The organism is Burkholderia sp. Bp9142, from assembly GCF_003853415.1.
Classification (GTDB): Bacteria; Pseudomonadota; Gammaproteobacteria; order Burkholderiales; family Burkholderiaceae; genus Burkholderia.
Genome location: NZ_QTPP01000043.1, coordinates 17,275 through 34,573 on the forward strand (window position 1 = coordinate 17,275; position 17,299 = coordinate 34,573).

Annotated in this window: 15 protein-coding genes and 1 pseudogene; 7 read left to right on the forward strand and 9 right to left on the reverse strand. The window is 67.8% G+C overall.

Features of this window, described 5'->3' with window-relative positions; all coding sequences use genetic code 11:
* Nucleotides 1–253 precede the first annotated feature (253 nt).
* Nucleotides 254–1,564 carry an MFS transporter gene (locus tag DIE22_RS31925; RefSeq protein ID WP_124606922.1) on the forward strand — a complete coding sequence of 437 codons (1,311 nt, stop codon included), beginning with the start codon at nucleotides 254–256 and terminating at the stop codon, nucleotides 1,562–1,564.
* A gap of 135 nt (nucleotides 1,565–1,699) precedes the next feature.
* On the opposite strand, the gene DIE22_RS31930 is transcribed toward DIE22_RS31925, so the two are convergent.
* The 3 genes from DIE22_RS31930 to garD form a co-directional block, all read right to left on the reverse strand.
* The gene (locus DIE22_RS31930) at nucleotides 1,700–2,137 is read right to left on the reverse strand and encodes a DoxX family protein (RefSeq protein WP_124497162.1); all 438 of its coding nucleotides are present in this window, start codon (nucleotides 2,135–2,137) and stop codon (nucleotides 1,700–1,702) included.
* Nucleotides 2,138–2,364: 227 nt separating this feature from the next.
* On the reverse strand, nucleotides 2,365–2,820 hold the full coding sequence (locus DIE22_RS31935) for an RbsD/FucU family protein (RefSeq protein WP_124497163.1): 456 nt from the start codon (nucleotides 2,818–2,820) through the stop codon (nucleotides 2,365–2,367).
* 216 nt (nucleotides 2,821–3,036) lie between these two features.
* Nucleotides 3,037–4,590: a galactarate dehydratase gene (gene garD / locus DIE22_RS31940; protein WP_124606923.1), complete on the reverse strand. Its 1,554-nt coding sequence runs from the start codon at nucleotides 4,588–4,590 to the stop codon at nucleotides 3,037–3,039.
* Nucleotides 4,591–4,819: 229 nt separating this feature from the next.
* Between garD and kdgD the strand changes: the two genes are divergently transcribed.
* A complete protein-coding gene (gene kdgD / locus DIE22_RS31945; protein ID WP_124497165.1) occupies nucleotides 4,820–5,734 on the forward strand; it encodes a 5-dehydro-4-deoxyglucarate dehydratase in 915 nt (304 codons plus the stop codon).
* A gap of 151 nt (nucleotides 5,735–5,885) precedes the next feature.
* Here the strand turns inward: kdgD and DIE22_RS31950 are convergent, their stop codons facing one another.
* Entirely contained in the window at nucleotides 5,886–6,437 is a 552-nt protein-coding gene (locus tag DIE22_RS31950) for a hypothetical protein (RefSeq protein ID WP_124606924.1), read from the reverse strand.
* A gap of 188 nt (nucleotides 6,438–6,625) precedes the next feature.
* Between DIE22_RS31950 and DIE22_RS31955 the strand changes: the two genes are divergently transcribed.
* Nucleotides 6,626–6,823, forward strand: a complete 198-nt coding sequence (locus DIE22_RS31955; protein ID WP_006752328.1) for a type II toxin-antitoxin system VapB family antitoxin — start codon at nucleotides 6,626–6,628, stop codon at nucleotides 6,821–6,823.
* Nucleotides 6,820–7,191, forward strand: a complete 372-nt coding sequence (locus DIE22_RS31960; RefSeq protein ID WP_124606925.1) for a type II toxin-antitoxin system VapC family toxin — start codon at nucleotides 6,820–6,822, stop codon at nucleotides 7,189–7,191. The genes DIE22_RS31955 and DIE22_RS31960 overlap by 4 nt, the downstream gene beginning before the upstream one ends.
* Nucleotides 7,192–7,324: 133 nt before the next feature.
* Here the strand turns inward: DIE22_RS31960 and DIE22_RS31965 are convergent, their stop codons facing one another.
* Nucleotides 7,325–8,902: an aldehyde dehydrogenase (NADP(+)) gene (locus tag DIE22_RS31965; protein ID WP_124606926.1), complete on the reverse strand. Its 1,578-nt coding sequence runs from the start codon at nucleotides 8,900–8,902 to the stop codon at nucleotides 7,325–7,327.
* Nucleotides 8,903–9,154: 252 nt separating this feature from the next.
* Between DIE22_RS31965 and DIE22_RS31970 the strand changes: the two genes are divergently transcribed.
* Complete coding sequence (locus tag DIE22_RS31970) at nucleotides 9,155–10,546, forward strand: MFS transporter (protein ID WP_124606927.1); 1,392 nt, start codon at nucleotides 9,155–9,157, stop codon at nucleotides 10,544–10,546.
* Between the two features lie 62 nt (nucleotides 10,547–10,608).
* Here the strand turns inward: DIE22_RS31970 and DIE22_RS31975 are convergent, their stop codons facing one another.
* Complete coding sequence (locus tag DIE22_RS31975; RefSeq protein ID WP_124497170.1) at nucleotides 10,609–11,334, reverse strand: site-2 protease family protein; 726 nt, start codon at nucleotides 11,332–11,334, stop codon at nucleotides 10,609–10,611.
* Entirely contained in the window at nucleotides 11,331–12,293 is a 963-nt protein-coding gene (locus tag DIE22_RS31980; RefSeq protein WP_124497171.1) for a DUF2167 domain-containing protein, read from the reverse strand. Before DIE22_RS31980 ends, DIE22_RS31975 begins: the two co-directional genes overlap by 4 nt.
* Nucleotides 12,294–12,620: 327 nt before the next feature.
* On the opposite strand from DIE22_RS31980, the pseudogene DIE22_RS31985 reads away from it, so the two are divergent.
* Both DIE22_RS31985 and DIE22_RS31990 read left to right on the forward strand, forming a co-directional pair.
* A pseudogene (locus DIE22_RS31985) lies at nucleotides 12,621–12,821 on the forward strand (transcriptional regulator); the annotation flags it as partial.
* A gap of 552 nt (nucleotides 12,822–13,373) precedes the next feature.
* The gene (locus DIE22_RS31990; protein ID WP_124606928.1) at nucleotides 13,374–15,101 is read left to right on the forward strand and encodes a YadA family autotransporter adhesin; all 1,728 of its coding nucleotides are present in this window, start codon (nucleotides 13,374–13,376) and stop codon (nucleotides 15,099–15,101) included.
* A gap of 106 nt (nucleotides 15,102–15,207) precedes the next feature.
* Here DIE22_RS31990 and DIE22_RS31995 read toward each other — a convergent pair whose 3' ends face one another.
* On the reverse strand, nucleotides 15,208–16,419 hold the full coding sequence (locus tag DIE22_RS31995) for an acyl-CoA dehydrogenase family protein (RefSeq protein WP_124606929.1): 1,212 nt from the start codon (nucleotides 16,417–16,419) through the stop codon (nucleotides 15,208–15,210).
* Nucleotides 16,416–17,273: a hypothetical protein gene (locus DIE22_RS32000; RefSeq protein ID WP_124497174.1), complete on the reverse strand. Its 858-nt coding sequence runs from the start codon at nucleotides 17,271–17,273 to the stop codon at nucleotides 16,416–16,418. The genes DIE22_RS31995 and DIE22_RS32000 overlap by 4 nt, the downstream gene beginning before the upstream one ends.
* Nucleotides 17,274–17,299: the final 26 nt, after the last annotated feature.

Genomic DNA, 17,299 nt, shown 5'->3' on the forward strand with positions numbered 1-17,299 from the left:
GCGCCGCGCGCGTTTCGCGCTCGACAACGTCCGAGGCATTCCTCGGCACGCCCCCGCGCTCGCGCATTTCGCGCTCCTGTAGAATCCCCCCACCCGCTTTGACGCTTCGTCTCCGTCGTGCCCCATCCCGGTGCGACGGCGCGTGTTACGTGCTCTATCCGGCGCTCAGCACACTTTCGACGACGCAGGCCGCGCGCTGGAGACGCGGCCTCGATACAGACACAACAACATTCGAAAACCGATCGTCCTGACCATGCAAGCTTCCGAATTGAGCGGCGTGCCTCGCGCCGCCGAACGCGCGCTCACGCGCAGCGACTACAAAACCCTTGGCCTTGCCGCACTCGGCGGCGCCCTCGAGTTCTACGACTTCATCATCTTCGTGTTCTTCGCGCCAGCGATCGGGCAGCTGTTCTTCCCGCACGACATTCCCGACTGGCTGCGCCAGCTGCAGACATTCGGCATCTTCGCGGCCGGTTATCTCGCGCGTCCGCTCGGCGGCGTGATCATGGCCCACTTCGGCGACCTGTTCGGCCGCAAGCGGATGTTCACGCTGAGCGTGCTGATGATGTCGGTGCCGACGCTGCTGATGGGCCTGCTGCCGACCTACGACTCGATCGGCATCCTCGCGCCGGTGCTGCTGCTGCTGTTCCGCGTGCTGCAGGGCGCGGCGGTCGGCGGCGAAGTGCCGGGCGCATGGGTGTTCGTGTCGGAGCATGTGCCGTCGCGTCACATCGGCTATGCGTGCGGCACGCTGACCGCGGGTCTCACGGCCGGCATCCTGCTCGGCTCGCTGGTCGCGGCCGGCATCAACAGCCGTTACTCGGGCGCCGAAGTCATCGCGTTCGCGTGGCGCATTCCGTTCCTGCTCGGCGGCGTGTTCGGCCTGTTCTCCGTGTACCTGCGCCGCTGGCTGCACGAGACGCCGGTGTTCGCCGAGATGAAGGCGAAGAAGGCGCTCGCGGCCGAGATTCCGCTGAAGGCCGTGCTGCGCGACCACGGCCGCGCGGTGATCGTGTCGATGCTGCTCACGTGGATGCTGTCGGCGGCGATCGTCGTCGTGATCCTGATGACGCCCGCGCTGCTGCAGAAGCAGTTCCACCTGACGCCCGCGACCACGCTGTTCGCAAACAGCATCGCGACGCTGTGCCTGACGGCCGGCTGCGTTACCGCCGGCTCGCTCGCGGGCTGGATCGGCGCGAAACGCGTGCTCGGCATCGGCGGCCTCGTGCTGGCCGCGTGCTACTACCTGCTGTTCGTGCAGGTCGCGGCCGACGCGTCGACGCTGCCGCTGTACTACGGGATCGCCGGCTTCGCGGTCGGCACGATCGGCGCCGTGCCGTTCGTGATGGTCCGCAGCTTCCCGGCCGTCGTGCGCTTCTCGGGCATCTCGTTCTCGTACAACGTCGCGTATGCGATCTTCGGCGGCCTCACGCCGGTGATCGTGTCGCTGATGATGAAGTCGAATCCGCTCGCGCCGGTCGTGTACGTCGCGGCGATCTGCGTGCTCGGCGCGATCGCCGTGCAGTTCTCGAAGGATGCGAAGGACCTGAAGGACGCACGCTGAACGTCGGCGCGCACGCGCCGGCTGCATGAACGAAGGGCCGAATCCCGCGACGTGCGGGATTCGGCCCTTTTGTCTTGCTTCATTTTGTCTTGCTTCAGCGCGACAGCCCATGCGCGTCGCCCGGTTCGCCCCGACTCAGCGCAGCGCCCCGTACGACGAACTCGGCCGGCGCAGCGCGTCGATGCTCGCGCCGCCCGCGCCGGTCACGAACAGCAGCAGGAAACCACCGGCGATCGCGACGTTCTTCCAGAAGTGGATCACCATGTCGTGCTGGACCGCGGCGTCCGTCGCGTCCCAGAAATTGTGGCCGACCATCGCGGTTGCGATCGTATAGAACGCCATCAGCAGCGCGAGCGGCTTCACCTTGTAGCCGACGATCAGCAGCAGCCCGCCGAGTGCTTCGATCGTGACGACGACCGGCCCCATCACCTGCGGATAGGGCACGTTCAGCCCGTGCAGATAGCCGATGAAATCGCTGTAGCCGAGCAGCTTCATCACGCCGCCCCACAAGAACAACGCCGCCAGCGCCAGGCGTGCGAAAAAAATGACGCCGGAATCGACGGAACGCGTCATGCCTCTCTCCTCGTATGCAATTCGGCCGTCCGCACGGGGCGCGCCCAATGCGGTTCGGGGCCGCGCGGCCCTGCGGGGCCCGCGGCAAATGGGCCAGCATAGAGGGTCTTTCCGCGGTGTCCAAGCAAAAGGTTGTAGCAAATCTTTACACTGCGGCGGCGGCACAGGCATGACGCCGCCGCGAAAAAGCGGTGTTCGGCCTTTACCGCAGATAAAGGGAACAGGCCCTATCTGGCGTCGCTCAACAGCACGCCTTTCTTGAACAGGAAGCACCCGTAGCCGCGCAGCTCGCCGGTGACGATCACCGCATAGGCCTGCTGCGCGCGCTCGTAGAACGCGAAACGGTCGATGCCCGCGAGCGGCACCGCGCGCCCTTCCGCGCGATCGATCTCGACCTGCACTTCGCGCTGCACGGGCGGCACCGCGACCGGATCGCCGACGACCTCCATCCGCCACGCGGGCGTGTCGACGAACGTGTCGAGCGGCAGCACGGACAGCACCGCGCGCGCGACGCGTGCCGAGTCCGCGCCGTCGATGCGCAGCGCGCGGCCGACCACCGTGTGCTCCGCGACGGATTCCGCAGGAAAGTTCGCATCGCAGATCGCCACTTCATCGCCGTGGCCCATTGCGCGCAGCGCGTGCAGGATGTCGGCGTGCAACAGCGGATCGAGATTCTTCAGCATGTGGGCAAGTCTCCGGGATCAGGAACGAATTGCATAACATTACCCGAACCCGGACGCCGCCGGGCGACAGCGCCGCGGACGTTTCGGGTTCGCGTGCGCCTTTCGTCGCCGGCCGCGCGCGAGCGGTCGATTACGTTCGAGGTAAGGAAATCGCGCCGCCGCGATGACAAACGGGCGCCCGAAGGCGCCCGCATCGTCAGCCGCCGCGACCGTGCTTCAGGTCACCGGCGCCGGATTGAACAGCGTCAGCGCATTCGCGAGCTTCCATTGCTCGGCCCATGTGCGGCGCTTGCCGCTCGCGACGTCGAGCATCAGCCGGAACAGCTCCCAGCCCACGTCCTCGATCGAGGCCGCGCCGGTCGCGATCTGCCCTGCGTCGAGATCCATCAGGTCGTGCCAGCGGCGCGCGAGATCGCTGCGCGTCGCGACCTTGATCACCGGCACCTGCGCGAGGCCGTACGGCGTGCCGCGGCCGGTCGTGAAAATGTGCAGATTCATCCCCGCCGCGAGCTGCAGCGTGCCGCAGATGAAGTCGCTCGCGGGCGTCGCCGCGTACAGCAGCCCCTTCTGCCGCGCACGATCGCCGGGGCGCACGACGCCGGCGATCGGCGCGCTCCCCGACTTCACGATCGAGCCCATCGCCTTCTCGACGATGTTCGACAGGCCACCCTTCTTGTTGCCGGGCGTCGTGTTCGCGCTGCGGTCGACGCGGCCGCGCTGCAGGTAGCGGTCGTACCAGTCCATCTCGCGGATGATCTCGCGGGCGACGTCCTCGTTCGCCGCGCGCGACGTGAGCTGCGCGACGCCGTCGCGCACTTCGGTCACTTCCGAGAACATGATCGTCGCGCCCGCGCGCACCAGCAGGTCGGCCGCGAAGCCGACCGCGGGGTTCGCGGTGAGCCCCGAGAACGCGTCGCTGCCGCCGCACTGCACGCCGACGACGAGATCCGACGCCGGGCAGGTTTCGCGACGCCGGCGGTTCAGCCGCTCGAGATGCGATTCGGCCATCTTCATGATCGAGTCGATCATCGAGTTGAAGCCGACGTGCGCGGCATCCTGCAGGCACACGACGCCGCCGTTGTCCGTCGCGCCGTCGGCCGCCACCGGAATCGTGCCGGGCGGCAGCAGGCGCTCGGGCTGCAGCTTCTCGCAACCGAGGCTCACCGTCATCACCTCGCCGCCGAAGTTCGGGTTCAGGCTGATGTTGCGGAGCGTGCGGATCGGGATGTCGGCATCGGGCGCGTCGATCGCGACGCCGCAGCCGTAGGTGTGCTCCAGCCCGACCACGTCGTCGACGTTCGGGTAACGCGGCAGCAGTTCTTCCTTGATCCGCTTCACCGCATGCTCGACGACGCCCGACACGCATTGCACGGTCGTCGTGATCGCGAGGATGTTGCGCGTGCCGACCGAGCCGTCGGGATTGCGAAAGCCCTCGAACGTATAGCCTTCGAGCGGCGCCAGCGGCGGTGCGGCACGCGTGGCGAGCGGCAGGTCGTCGAGCCCCGGCGGCTCGGGCATGCGCATCGTGCGCTCGTTGACCCAGCTGCCGCGGCGCAGCTCCGTGAGCGCGTAGCCGATCACGACGTTGTAGCGGACGATCGGGTCGCCGGCCGTGAGGTCGGCCAGCGCCACCTTGTGGCCTTGCGGCACGCCTTCGCGCAGCGTCAGGCCGTCGGCGAACGTCGCGCCCTCGGGCAGGCCGCCGTCGTTGACGACGATCGCGACGTTGTCGTCCGGGTGCACGCGGATATAGAGAGGGGAAGCAGTCATCGGAATTCCTGGGAGGCTACCGTCAAATCGTTAGTCATCATACGACATTCAACGCCAACCTGCGATGCTGCGTAAACCCTTATTCGGAAAGACCCTACTTCGCATTGGCCAGCAAATCGCTTGCGTCACTTCTTCTTGCGTTGTACGATGACATACAACGACATCGCCAATATGGCTCGGATGCCGTGCCCGACGAACCCAGCACTCGCGCAAGACGGACGACCCAACCATGACTTCACCGCAAGAACTCAAACAGATCATCTCCCACGGCCTGCTGTCGTTTCCGCTGACGGATTTCGACGCGGACGGCAGCTTCCGCCCGACCACCTACGCCGAGCGCCTGGAATGGCTGGCGCCGTACGGCGCGACCGCGCTGTTCGCGGCCGGCGGCACCGGTGAATTCTTCTCGCTCACGCAGCGCGAGTATTCGGACGTGATCCGCGTCGCGACGGAAACCTGCAAGGGCAAGGTGCCGATCCTGGCCGGCGCCGGCGGCGCGACGCGCGTCGCGATCGAATATGCGCAGGAAGCCGAGCGCCTCGGCGCGAGCGGCGTGCTGCTGATGCCGCACTACCTGACCGAAGCCAGCCAGGAAGGCATCGCCGAACACGTCGAGCAGGTGTGCCGCGCGCTGAAGATCGGCGTCGTGGTGTACAACCGCGCGAATTCGAAGCTGAACGCCGACATGCTCGAGCGCCTCGCCGATCGTTGCCCGAACCTGATCGGCTTCAAGGACGGCGTCGGCGAAATCGAGAGCATGGTCACGATCCGCCGCCGCCTCGGCGATCGCTTCGCGTACCTCGGCGGCCTGCCGACGGCCGAAGTCTACGCAGCCGCGTACAAGGCGCTCGGCGTGCCGGTGTACTCGTCGGCCGTGTTCAACTTCATCCCGAAGACGGCGATGGAATTCTACGAAGCGATCGCGAAGGACGACCACGCAACGGTCGGCCGCCTGATCGACGAGTTCTTCCTGCCGTACCTGCAGATCCGCAACCGTCGTGCCGGCTACGCGGTCAGCATCGTGAAGGCGGGCGCGAAGCTCGTCGGCCACGACGCGGGCCCGGTGCGCGCGCCGCTCGTCGACCTCACCGACGCCGAACGCGCCGAGCTGGACGTGCTGATCAAGAAGATGGGGCCGCAGTAAGCGGGGCGGCCGGCCGCGGTGCCCTCGGCGGCACGGCGGCCGGCTTGTGTTGCTCGTGTCGCATCGCGGCCGGCTCTTGCCGGCCGCAGTCATTTGCCGCGGCAGCCATGCCACGCATCCCGCCGCGATACGTGCGGTCAAATCGACACATCTACATCTGCGCGATGACGCCGATGATCCGGTGACGCACGTTGCCGAGCTTGATCCGGGTCGCCTCGATTTGCCCTTGCGCGCCCGCACGCACGCGGGTATTCGACTCGCCGCCGAGAATCTGCCCCAGCACGTCGCGGTCGACGACCGCATCGAAGAACCGGCCGACCGTGATCGTCGCCGACTGCTTCGCGCTCAGGAGCGCGCTGTTGGCCTGCATCAGCGCTTCGGTGCGCAGGTTCTGGTCGCGTTCGTCGATGCCACGGCGATGCTCGAGCGCGAATACGAGTGCTTCCATGTCCTGTCTGAAACGGCGCACGGCAAGGCCGAACACGAGCGAATGCGCGTCGGAGCCGGTCACGGGCCGTCCCTGGTTGATGGTCACGTCGAATTCGCTGCCGCCCAGGTCGCGCTGGAATTCCAGCAGCGCGTTCGCGAGCACGCGCCCTTCGCTGTACTGGCCGATCCGGCTGCGGACCGAATGCGCGACGTCGCCGATCGCCTTCCACAATCCGGCGGCGAACAGGTGGTCGCCGCGCTTGCTGATGTTCATCGGGTGGTTCCCTCTTGGTCTTTTGTGAGTCTCTCAGGCTCGCCTGCGGGCCGTGCGGCGCGAGGCCCCGCTACTGTAGGAGAATTTCCGGCGACGCGGAAGCCGATGCTCACCTCGTCAAGGCAACACATCATCAATAGCATCATTTGATGCCACAATTGATGCATCGACTTTCTCGGGAGCTGCTCATGCGCACCACCTTGTCCCTCGACGACGCGCTGCTTGCCAAAGCGCAGCAATTAACCGGCGTCACCGAAAAATCGGCGCTGGTGAGAGAAGCGCTGCGCGCATTGATCGCGCGCGAAAGCGCACGCCGGCTTGCCCGCCTCGGCGGTACCGAGCCCGATCTCGAATCTGTTCCACGCCGCCCATCGGAGCCAGCATGATTCTTGTCGACACTTCCGTGTGGTTCGACCACCTGCGAGCCGGTGACGCGGCGCTCACGACATTGCTGGAAGCCGAACGCGTGTTGATCCATCCGTTCATCATCGGCGAGCTTGCACTCGGCAGCATGCGCGATCGCCAGACCGTACTGGATGCGCTGCGCGACCTTCCCGCCGCAACCCCGGCAACCGACGACGAAGTTCAGCGCATGATCGATGTCGTACCGCTTCACGGGCTCGGCATCGGTTACATCGACGCCCATCTGCTTGCCTCGGCCAGACTGACCGGTGGCAGCAAGCTGTGGACACGCGATCGGCGCCTGCTGGCCGCAGCCGAGCGCCTGCAACTCGTCGCCCACCCCGGTCACTGACCGCGCGAAATCAGCGGCACGACGCCCGCCACAAATGAAAAAGGCGGAGGCGCCCGTGGGCACCGTCCGCCGCCATGTTTCAACGCGCCGGAACGCGCCCCTCCCGGGACGCGCCTTCAGCCGTTTCGCATCCTCACTCCGCCTTTCCGTCCCGCAGCCGCGGAATGTCGAGCGGATTGCTCTCCTGCAGCCCTTCGGGCAGCAGGTCGTCCGGGAAGTCCTGGTAGCACACGGGCCGCAGGAAACGCTCGATCGCCGTCGCGCCGACCGACGTGACGGCCGGGTTCGACGTCGCCGGGAACGGGCCGCCGTGCACCATCGCGTCGCACACCTCGACGCCGGTCGGGTAGCCGTTGACGAGCAGGCGCCCGGCCTTGCGTTCGAGGATCGGCAGCAGCCGGCGAGCGAGCGGCTTGTCGTCGGCGTCCATCTGCAGGGTGGCCGTCAACTGGCCCTCCAGCGCGTCGAGCACGCGCGCGACTTCGTCGAGATCGCGGCAGCGCACGATCAGCGATGCCGGCCCGAACACCTCGTGGCTGAACGCCGGCTCGGCCAGGAACGCCTGCGCGGCGACTTCGTACAGCGCGCCGCCTGCCTGGCATTCGGTCTGCGCCGCCTCGCCCGCGCCGACTTCACGCACGCCCGGCAGTTCGGCCAGCTTGCCGCTGCCGTTGCGATACGCGTCGGCGATGCCGCGCGTCAGCATCACGCCGGCCGGCTTCTTCGCGAGCGCCTGCGCGGCGACGGACTCGAAGCGGTCGAGGTCGGGACCGTCGATCGCCAGCACGAGGCCCGGGTTCGTACAGAACTGGCCGGTGCCGAGCGTCAGCGAATCGACGAAGCCGGTCGCGATCGCGTCGCCGCGCGCGGCCAGCGCGGCCGGGAACAGCACGACCGGGTTGATGCTGCTCATTTCCGCATAGACGGGAATCGGCTGCGGACGCGCGTTCGCGAGCTGTACGAGCGCCATGCCGCCCTGCCGCGACCCGGTGAAGCCGACGGCCTGGATCGCCGGATGGCTGACGAGCGCCGCGCCGATCACGCGGCCGGGGCCGATCAGCAGCGAGAACACGCCGGCCGGCATCCCGCATTTGGCCACCGCCGCACGAATCGCGCGACCGACCAGCTCGGACGTGCCGAGGTGCGCCTCGTGGGCCTTCACGATCACCGGGCAGCCGGCCGCCAGTGCCGACGCGGTATCGCCGCCGGCCACCGAGAACGCGAGCGGGAAGTTGCTCGCGCCGAACACGACGACGGGCCCGAGCCCGACCTTCTGCAGCCGCAGGTCCGCGCGCGGCAGCGGCGTGCGCGCGGGCTGCGCGGGATCGATCGACGCGGCGAGGAAGCGCCCGTCGCGCACGACGCGCGCGAACAGCCGGAGCTGGCCGACGGTGCGGCCGCGCTCGCCCTGCAGCCGCGCGACGGGCAGGCCCGTTTCGGCGTGCGCGCGCTCGATCAGCGCGTCGCCGAGCGCGACGATTTCATCGGCGATCGCTTCGAGAAACGCCGCGCGGGCCGCGAGCGGCTGCGCGCGGTACACGTCGAAGGCATCGCGCGCGAGTTCGCACGCGCGCTCGACGTCGGCCTGCGTCGCGACGCCGAACGCCGGCGCATCGATCGGCGCGCCCTTCGACGGGTCGAACGCGCGCAAGGTACCGGCCGAGCCGGCCACCGCTTCGGCGCCGATCAGCATCTCTCCTGTCAATTGCATGGGGTGTGCTCCGTGGTTCGTTCGGGAATGGTCCATCCATTGTATCTCAACAGATACGATGTCTGCCGACAGCATTGCATCATTCTCGCCGCCTGCGATGGCGCCGACGATACACCCGAAAGCCTTGTCAGGCCAGAAAAAGCACGACTGCCCATACTGTGACGACGATCTTCAAAGGGAAAACCCGAGGTTTCTGAATCCGGACATTGTCAATAAACTTTCAGCTATGTCATATGACGACGTACATTTAAAGTGAACAATCAGACCTCTCCCCGCGATCTTCCGATCGATCTCGCCGGCAGCGCGCGCCGCACCGCCGTGCGCTACTGGATCCTGGCGATGCTGTTCGTCGTCACGACACTCAACTATGCGGACCGCGCGACGCTGTCGATCACCGGCACGCCGATCCGCAAGGCCTTCGGCATCGATCCGGTGACGATGGGCTACATCTTCTCGGCGTTCAGCTGGGCGTACGTGCTCGCGCAATTGCCGAGCGGCTGGCTGCTCGACCGCTTCGGCGCGCGCCGCGTGTATGCGACCAGCATCTTCCTGTGGTCGGCGTTCACGCTGCTGCAAAGCACGATCGGCCTCGGCGGCAGCGCCGCGTTCGCGGTGACCGCGCTGTTCGTGATGCGCTTCGCGGTCGGCATCGCCGAGGCGCCCGCGTTTCCCGCGAACGCGAAGGTCGTCGCGAGCTGGTTCCCGACCGCCGAGCGCGGCACGGCGTCGGCGATCTTCAACGCCGCGCAGTATTTCGCGGCGGTGGTGTTCTCGCCGCTGATGGCGTGGCTCACGCATGCGTACGGCTGGCACCACGTGTACCTGTGGCTCGGCCTCGCCGGCATCGCGCTCGCGTTCCTGTGGCTGCGCGTGATGAAGGATCCGGTCGACCATCCGGCGGTGAACCGCGCGGAACTCGAGCATATCGAGCAAGGCGGCGGCCTCGTGCGCACGACGGGCCGGCCGGCCGGGACGCGCGGCAACGGCGCCGTGTCCGAAAGCAGCCGCGTCGCGGGCTGGTACTACGTGCGCCAGCTGCTGTCGAACCGGATGCTGCTCGGCGTCTATCTCGGCCAGTACTGCGTGAACGTGCTCACGTACTTCTTCCTCACGTGGTTCCCGATCTACCTCGTGCAGGCGCGCGGGATGTCGCTGCTGAAGGCCGGCTTCATGACGTCGCTGCCTGCGATCTGCGGGTTTCTCGGCGGCGTGCTCGGCGGAATGCTGTCGGACACGCTGATCCGTCGCGGCGTGTCGCTGACGCGCGCGCGCAAGATCCCGATCGTCGGCGGGATGCTGCTGTCGATGGTGATCATCGGCTGCAACTACGTCGACAGCGAAGTGCTGGTGATCGTGCTGATGGCCGTGTCGTTCTTCGGCAAGGGCATCGGCTCGCTCGGCTGGGCCGTCGTCGCGGACACCGCGCCGAAGGAGGCGATCGGCCTGTCGGGCAGCCTGTTCAACATGTTCGGCAACACGGCCGGCATCGTCGCGCCGATCGCGATCGGCTACCTGGTCGGCGCGAGTGGCTCGTTCAACGGCGCGCTCGTGTTCGTCGGCCTGAACGCACTCGTCACCGTGTTCAGCTATCTGGTGATCGTGAAGGACATCAAGCGCGTCGAGCTGCGTCATCGCGACGCGTGAGCTTCGGCAGGACTCGAAGGATGACGACGGCGGCCGCGCGCAAGCGGCCGCCGTTTTTTTCGTCAGGCCGCCGCATGCGCGACGCGCAGCATGTCGTGCACGCCGGACGTCATCAGCGCGAGAAACGCGAGCAGGCCGACGTAGCAGAGCGCGTAGGTCGTCTTCGTCTCGACCGACGTCGCGTAGTACGCGCGGTTTTCCGGCGCATCGGGATCGTAGCGCCATGCGCGCTTCAGCTGCGGCAGCGCGAGGATCGCCATCACGATCAGCAGCGGGCTCGGCCGGTACGCGAACAGCGCGATCAGCACGGGCACGCCCGCGAACCAGATGCGCGGCGACAGCACCGCGGTGATGCGCCCGCCGTCGAACGGCGACAGCGGAATCATGTTGAAAAGATTCAGGAAGAATCCCGTGTAGGCGAGCGCGAGCAGCAGGTTGCTGTCGTCGTGCCGCGCGGCCGCGTAGCAGGCCAGCGCGCCGAGCGTGCCGACGAACGGCCCGGCCAGCCCGACGTACGCCTCGGTTTCGGCGTCGTGCGGCATCTCCTTCAGCTGGATCCACGCGCCGACGAACGGGATGAACGTCGGCAGCCCGACGTCGAGCCCGCGCCGCTGCGCGGCCAGGTAGTGGCCGGCTTCGTGCACGAACAGCAGCGCGACGAAGCCGGCCGCGAAGCGCCAGCCGTAGAACAGCGCGTAGACCGCGATCGACGCGAGCATGGTGCCCGCCGACACGAGCACCTTGCCGAGCTTCAGGCCGCCGAAGATCAGCAGCAGCAGCTTCGTCATTCTTTACGCTCCGCGCCGGACACCTCGGCAGCGTCGGCGGCGTTGGCAACGGCCGGCGCGGCCGCCAGCTTCGGCTTGCGCCCGAAGAAGCGCTTCAGCCCCGCGCCGGCAGCGAGCAGCGCGAGCGCGCCGATCTTGAAGAACTTCACGGCGAACGCGCCGATCAGCGCGAGCAGGCCGAGCTTCTTCGCGCCGACACCGACGATCAGCGCCGCGAGGCCGTACTCGGCGACGTGGTCGGTCGACTGGTTGAAATCGGCGTAGCGCTTGCCGTCGTTGAAGCGGATGTTCGCGAGCAGGTCGTCGGCCGATGCCTTGTACTTCGGCAGATCGGCGAGCGTCGACGCCATCGTCAGCGACAGGTAGCCGTCGCGGCCGAGCACGAGCGTCCGGTAGTTCACGCCGTCGTTCTCCGCGTTCGCGGCCGCGCCCTTGTCGCGGATGATCGCGGACCACACGAGCCGGTGCGTGGCGGCGTCGTACGCGGGCGCCCGCGCCCAGCCGACCACCTCGGTTTCGGGCAGGCCGCGCTCCTTGCGCGCCGGGTTGTTCTCCTCGGTGCCGGCCTGCAGGCTCTTCAGCAGTTCGTCGGGTTTCCAGTCCTTCGCGTCGTCGTCGCGGATGTAGCCGCTCGGCTCGAACGACACGACCGAAATCCAGTCGGCGTCCGGATCCTCGGGCAGCACGAGGCCGACCAGCTTCGATTCGTCGATCGAGTTGCCCATCGAGCGCAGGTAGCGGCCGGCTTCCGCGGCGGGCACGAACGATTCGCCCGCCTTCAGCTTCAGCACGGCTTCGTGCTTGACGTCGATATCGGCCGGCCCGTTCACGACGGCCTTGTTGGCGGCCGCGGCGGCGGCCCTCATTTCGACCTGCGCGGCTTCGGTTTGCGCGTGGCCGCTGGTCGCGGCGAGTGCGAGCATCGCCACGCAGGCGACGCGGACGGCGAGTTTTTTCATTATTGAATTCCCCTGGAATGCCTTGTTGTGAACGTGCGCGGCATCCGGCCCGGGCGTTGTGGTCGCGGGTCCGGTGCCGCCTCTCAGGTGGCACGGAATCCATGGTAACGCACCGTCGGGGAGCGTCAGGGAACGAAATAAGGGGGTGGAAGGGAGCCTCGGGTGGCAGCCGACGGAATCGGCGACGCACGCCGCGCCGGCGTGCCTACCTCGCAGGTCATGCCCGGCGCGCGCAGGATTGCCTATCATCGCGAACATTAACTCGACCGCCGCCCTCCATTCGCTCCCCCGTCCGCCGGCCGCGCGGCCGGCATCGGCCCGCTGCTGCGCACCGACCATGCGGACATCGCGGTGCCGCTGTGGCTGCGCACGGCGGCCGGCGAACTGACGTTCTTCAGCACGACGACGGTATGCGGCACGCCGGTCGACGTCACGCTGTCGGAGCTGGCGATCGAGGCGTTTTTCCCGGCGAATCCGGAGACGGTCGACGCGATGCGGGCGCTGGCGGACGCGTTGCCGGCGCAGTGACGCACGGGCGACCGTGAGCGGCGGTTGCCGGCACCCGTTGGTCCCAACATGTGAGACTGCGGATCGTGCACGGACATGCAACATCCGCTCGTGCATGAATTGCCGACCATGAGAACGCCGACACGCGTTACCCGAGCCTTCCCTCTCCCGCCTGCCGCCGCGCGATAATCGGCGACCTGCGCGCCACCACCCCGCGATACCCGCCGCTTCATCACGCCGCTCGCCGAACGAATTTCTCCCGAAACATAGCGTTCAGACGCCGCAGCAAACATAGGTGCGGCCCGCGCCAATCAAAATGCATCGTCGCGAGTCGAGCTGCGGAGCCGGGAAGTTCCACCGTGGCCGTGACAGAAGCACGCGGCGGCGTCGTTTGCCTTTTCCCATCGCCCGATATCGTCGAATGTCGAATTTAGTTAGCAGACCTTTCATTCCGTCATCAGCCAAAACCGACGACCGTCATGAAGCTGACATGGATGAATCGATGCGATCGGGCGATTACGGAAGGGGCACGCGAGCCGCAACACAACATTCATATCGAGCCTGGGAAAACAAATGAGCAAGAATCAACGAGGGTTGGGCAATTCGGCACGACGCGCACCGAGGAAGTCGAAGGCGGCGCTTGCCGTCACGGTCAGCGCAGCCATGGTCGCATTCGCTGCTTCCGCACCCGCGCGCGCCGACTATGTGCAGAACGGCACGTCGACCGAAACGTCGGCAGGCTGCGTCGGCAACATCGCCATTTCGGGAAGCAGCACGTATCCGGCCACGGCAACCGGCTGCGACAACGTCGCGATCGGCACGGCGGCAGCCGCGAATTCGGGCTCGTCGACCGGCGCCTATAGCGAAACCGTCGCGATCGGCCGCATGGCGGCCGCGACCGGTACGCTCGCGACGGCCGTCGGCGGCAATGCGGTGGCCACCGGCGATCAGGCGACCGCAATCGGGGCGGTCTCGAGCGCAGTCGGAACCCAGGCGACGGCGGTCGGTAACGGCGCCATCGCAAACGGCGCCACGGCGTCGGCATTCGGTCAGGCTGCATTCGCGGTCGATCAGTCGACGGCGGTCGGCCAAGGTGCGAGCGCCACCGCGACATTCTCGACCGCCGTGGGCAAGGGCAGCATCGCAGCGGGCGGTACGGCACTCGGCTTCCAGGCCAACGCCGGCGCGGCCGATTCGGTCGCGCTCGGTGTCGACAGCTCGGCGTCCGCTACCGGCAGCGTCGCCATTGCGCGCGCGACGGCCTCCGCCGTGAACGCGGTCGCCCTCGGCGAAGGCGCGAACGCCGCCGACGCGAATTCCGTCGCGCTCGGCTCGAACGCAACCACGCGCGCCTTTACCTCCGTCAGCAGCGTGGCGCTCAACGGCGTGACCTACAGCGGCTTCGCGGGCACGCCGGTCGGCGTGGTGAGCGTGGGCAGCGCCGGTGCCGAGCGGCAGATCGTCAACGTCGCGGCCGGCGCGATCAGTGCGACGAGCACGGACGCGGTAAACGGCTCGCAGCTCTTCTCGATCGCCAATCAGGTGTCGACGCTGACGGCGGACCTGGCCAACCTCACGACGACCGTCGGCAAGATTTCGTCGAGCGTCCCGAGCGGCACCGTGACGGACCCGACGGACACCGCGATCGGCACGAACACGTCGGTCACCGCGACGAACGGCACCGCGGTCGGCAATGGCTCGAACGTGTCCGGCGACAACGGTACGGGCGTCGGCGTGAATTCGACCGTCACGGCGACCAACGGCACGGCCATCGGCACGAATTCGAAAGTCACCGCGGCAAACGGAACGGCGATCGGCACCGGCTCGAACGTGTCCGGCACGGACTCGACCGCGATCGGCACGAACAGCCGGGCAACGGCGAACAACGCGGTGGCGCTGGGTGCGAATTCGGTTGCCGACCGGGACAACACGGTGTCGATCGGCTCGCCCGGCGCCGAGCGTCAGCTGACCAACGTGGCGGACGGTACCGCGCCGACGGATGGCGTGAACGTGCGCCAGTTGAACGGTGCGATCAACTCGGTCCGCGAGGAAATGTCGAAGTACCGCAAGGACGCGAATGCGGGCACGGCGAGCGCGATCGCGATGGCGAACCTGCCGCAGGCCGTGCTGCCCGGCGAGAAGGTCGTCGCGCTCGGCGGCGGCACGTACGGCGGTCAAAGCGCGATGGCGGTCGGCTTGTCCGTCGCAACGACGAAATGGCTCGTCAAAGGCTCGATCACGACGGCGGTGTCGGGCCACGGCTCGTTCGGCGCCGGCGCGGGCGTCGGCTACCGCTGGTAATCCGCCTGTAGCGGCAACGCGCCAGGGAGCGGCCTCCTGGCGCGGAAAATCGACCATCGGCGCCGCGGCGCCGATGGCGTGACGACTTGATCGTCCAGGGCCGCCGTCATGTATAGAGCGACGCCTGCGGCAATTCCCCCGTCAGCGCAAACCGGCCGACGTCGCGCAGCCGATAGTCGAGCGGATCGTGCAGCGTATGCGTGCGCGCGTTGCGCCAGAAGCGGTCGAGGCCGAGCGATGCAGCCGTCGCGCGCGCGCCGCACGCATCGAACAGCGCCTCGCCGTTGTCGAGCGCCGCGCGCTGCGCGACGATCTTCGCGTCCGACACGGCGAGCGCCACTTCGGCACGTTCGCCGGCCGTCAGCGCTTCGCGCCGCGTCCATGCGCGCTGCAGCTCGACAGCCGCGCGGTCGGCCAGCGACGCCGCCGCGACCGCCTGTACGCGCATGTCACCGAAGCGCTGCAGCGTATAGGGATCGTCGCTCGCCTGCGCGACACCCGAGTGGATCCACGGCCGGCCGTGCTTCAGCACGTAGTCGCGCGCCTCGGCCAGCGCGCCTTGCGCAAGCCCGACGAACAGGTTCGTCAGCACGAGCTGCGACACCAGCGTGCGCAGCGTCGCGCGCGGCGTCGGCGGCGTCTCCGACCGGTGCAGCACGTCATCCGGCGCGAGCGTCACACCGTCGAAGCGCACGCTGCCGCTGTCGGTCTGGCGCTGGCCGATCGGATCCCAGTCCTCGTCGACCGTGATCCCGTCACGATCGGTCGGCACCACGCCGAACACGGCGCGCCCCGATTCCGGATCGTGCGCGGACACGGTCATCCGCTGCGAGCCGCGCGTGCCCGAGCAGAAGCCCTTCACGCCATCGAGCCGATAGCCGCCGTCCGGCGTCGCGGTTGCCACCAGCCGCGTGTCGAGCGGGTTGACCGCATTGCCCCACCACCAGCGATGCTCGACCGTACCGCGCAGATAGCGTTCGCGCTGTGCCGCGCTGCCCCACACGTCGACGCTCACCACCTGCAGGATCTGGAACCCGACGAGATGCGCGAGCGCGCTGTCGACGCGCGCGATTCGCCGGATCGTGTCGTAGATCGCCGGCCATGCGGCTTCCTGCCCGCCGAATTCGCGCGGCACGGCAAGCGTCAGCAGGCCCGCATCGGCGAGCCACTGCTTCTCGCCGGCCGCGTGACCGCCCGCGCGATCGCGTGCAACGGCCGTTGCACGCAGTGCGTCGATCGTGCGCGCCAGCGCATCGGCGTCGATCGCAAGTGCATCGGTATCCGGCGCAAACGTCGCCGGTCCGCGTGGATCGTTCATGCAACGGCTTCCTGTGCAAGGGTTTCATGCGCAACGACTTCGTGCGACAGCGGCACCAGCGCATCGAGCCGGCGGCCGGTCAGCCGCGACAGGATCTCGCGCCGCCAGTCGTCGTAGATCGCGCGGTATTCCGCGATATCCGCGCCGAACACGTGCGCGGTATGCGCGTATTCGTCATGCAGGTAACCGTCGAGCCGGATCTGGGTTTCCTCGTCGGCCGCGATCACGCGGTCGATCAGCGCGTCGCGCTCGGCGGCCGGCAGCGCGTTCAACCTGTCGAACCACCACTGGACGATCTGCACGCGATGCCACTCCTCGTCCGGGCGGATGCGGTTCTCGCCGTGCTCGCGCATCGCGCCATCCGCGATGCGGCCGGTCTTGCGCTGGATCCACAGCTTCGCGAGGATGTGCAGCTCGTAATGCCATTCGAACGCGAGGAAGCCCGCGACGTCGCGCACCGCGATGTCGCCGATGCGCGCCCAGTGCGCGGCGACGAGCCGCTCGACTTCCGGCAGCGGATCGCGGCCCGTCAGTTCGGTCACGCGCTCGCGGCCGATCACCGCGTGCGCGCCGTCGTCGCCGAGCTGGCGCGACAGGATCAGCTGGAAATGCGGATCGTCGCGGAACACCGTGTCGATCGCCTTCGCGACGACCTGCACGATGAACAGGTCGTGCGATGCCATCTTCGTGTAGTAGTCCGCAACGGCGGCGCGCTCGTCTTCGCCGCGCGGCTCGCGCGGCGGCGTCGCGAGTTTGTCGGGAAAGCCGGGGCGATGGCGTCGCGCGACGTCCAGAAACAGCGCTTCCTCGAATTGTCCGTTCCATTCGCGCGGCGCGCGGAGGGGCAAGGTCATGGGTATCGTTCTCTCAGGATCTTCAA

Coding starts and splice junctions, on each gene's coding strand:
- DIE22_RS31980 (WP_124497171.1), bottom strand. CDS start 12,293: ATGAAAAAACTCGCCGTCCGCGTCGCCTGCGTGGCGATGCTCGCACTC.
- DIE22_RS31925 (WP_124606922.1), top strand. CDS start 254: ATGCAAGCTTCCGAATTGAGCGGCGTGCCTCGCGCCGCCGAACGCGCG.
- DIE22_RS31965 (WP_124606926.1), bottom strand. CDS start 8,902: ATGCAATTGACAGGAGAGATGCTGATCGGCGCCGAAGCGGTGGCCGGC.
- DIE22_RS31930 (WP_124497162.1), bottom strand. CDS start 2,137: ATGACGCGTTCCGTCGATTCCGGCGTCATTTTTTTCGCACGCCTGGCG.
- DIE22_RS31995 (WP_124606929.1), bottom strand. CDS start 16,419: ATGAACGATCCACGCGGACCGGCGACGTTTGCGCCGGATACCGATGCA.
- DIE22_RS31960 (WP_124606925.1), top strand. CDS start 6,820: ATGATTCTTGTCGACACTTCCGTGTGGTTCGACCACCTGCGAGCCGGT.
- DIE22_RS31955 (WP_006752328.1), top strand. CDS start 6,626: ATGCGCACCACCTTGTCCCTCGACGACGCGCTGCTTGCCAAAGCGCAG.
- kdgD (WP_124497165.1), top strand. CDS start 4,820: ATGACTTCACCGCAAGAACTCAAACAGATCATCTCCCACGGCCTGCTG.
- garD (WP_124606923.1), bottom strand. CDS start 4,590: ATGACTGCTTCCCCTCTCTATATCCGCGTGCACCCGGACGACAACGTC.
- DIE22_RS32000 (WP_124497174.1), bottom strand. CDS start 17,273: ATGACCTTGCCCCTCCGCGCGCCGCGCGAATGGAACGGACAATTCGAG.
- DIE22_RS31975 (WP_124497170.1), bottom strand. CDS start 11,334: ATGACGAAGCTGCTGCTGCTGATCTTCGGCGGCCTGAAGCTCGGCAAG.
- DIE22_RS31990 (WP_124606928.1), top strand. CDS start 13,374: ATGAGCAAGAATCAACGAGGGTTGGGCAATTCGGCACGACGCGCACCG.
- DIE22_RS31935 (WP_124497163.1), bottom strand. CDS start 2,820: ATGCTGAAGAATCTCGATCCGCTGTTGCACGCCGACATCCTGCACGCG.
- DIE22_RS31950 (WP_124606924.1), bottom strand. CDS start 6,437: ATGAACATCAGCAAGCGCGGCGACCACCTGTTCGCCGCCGGATTGTGG.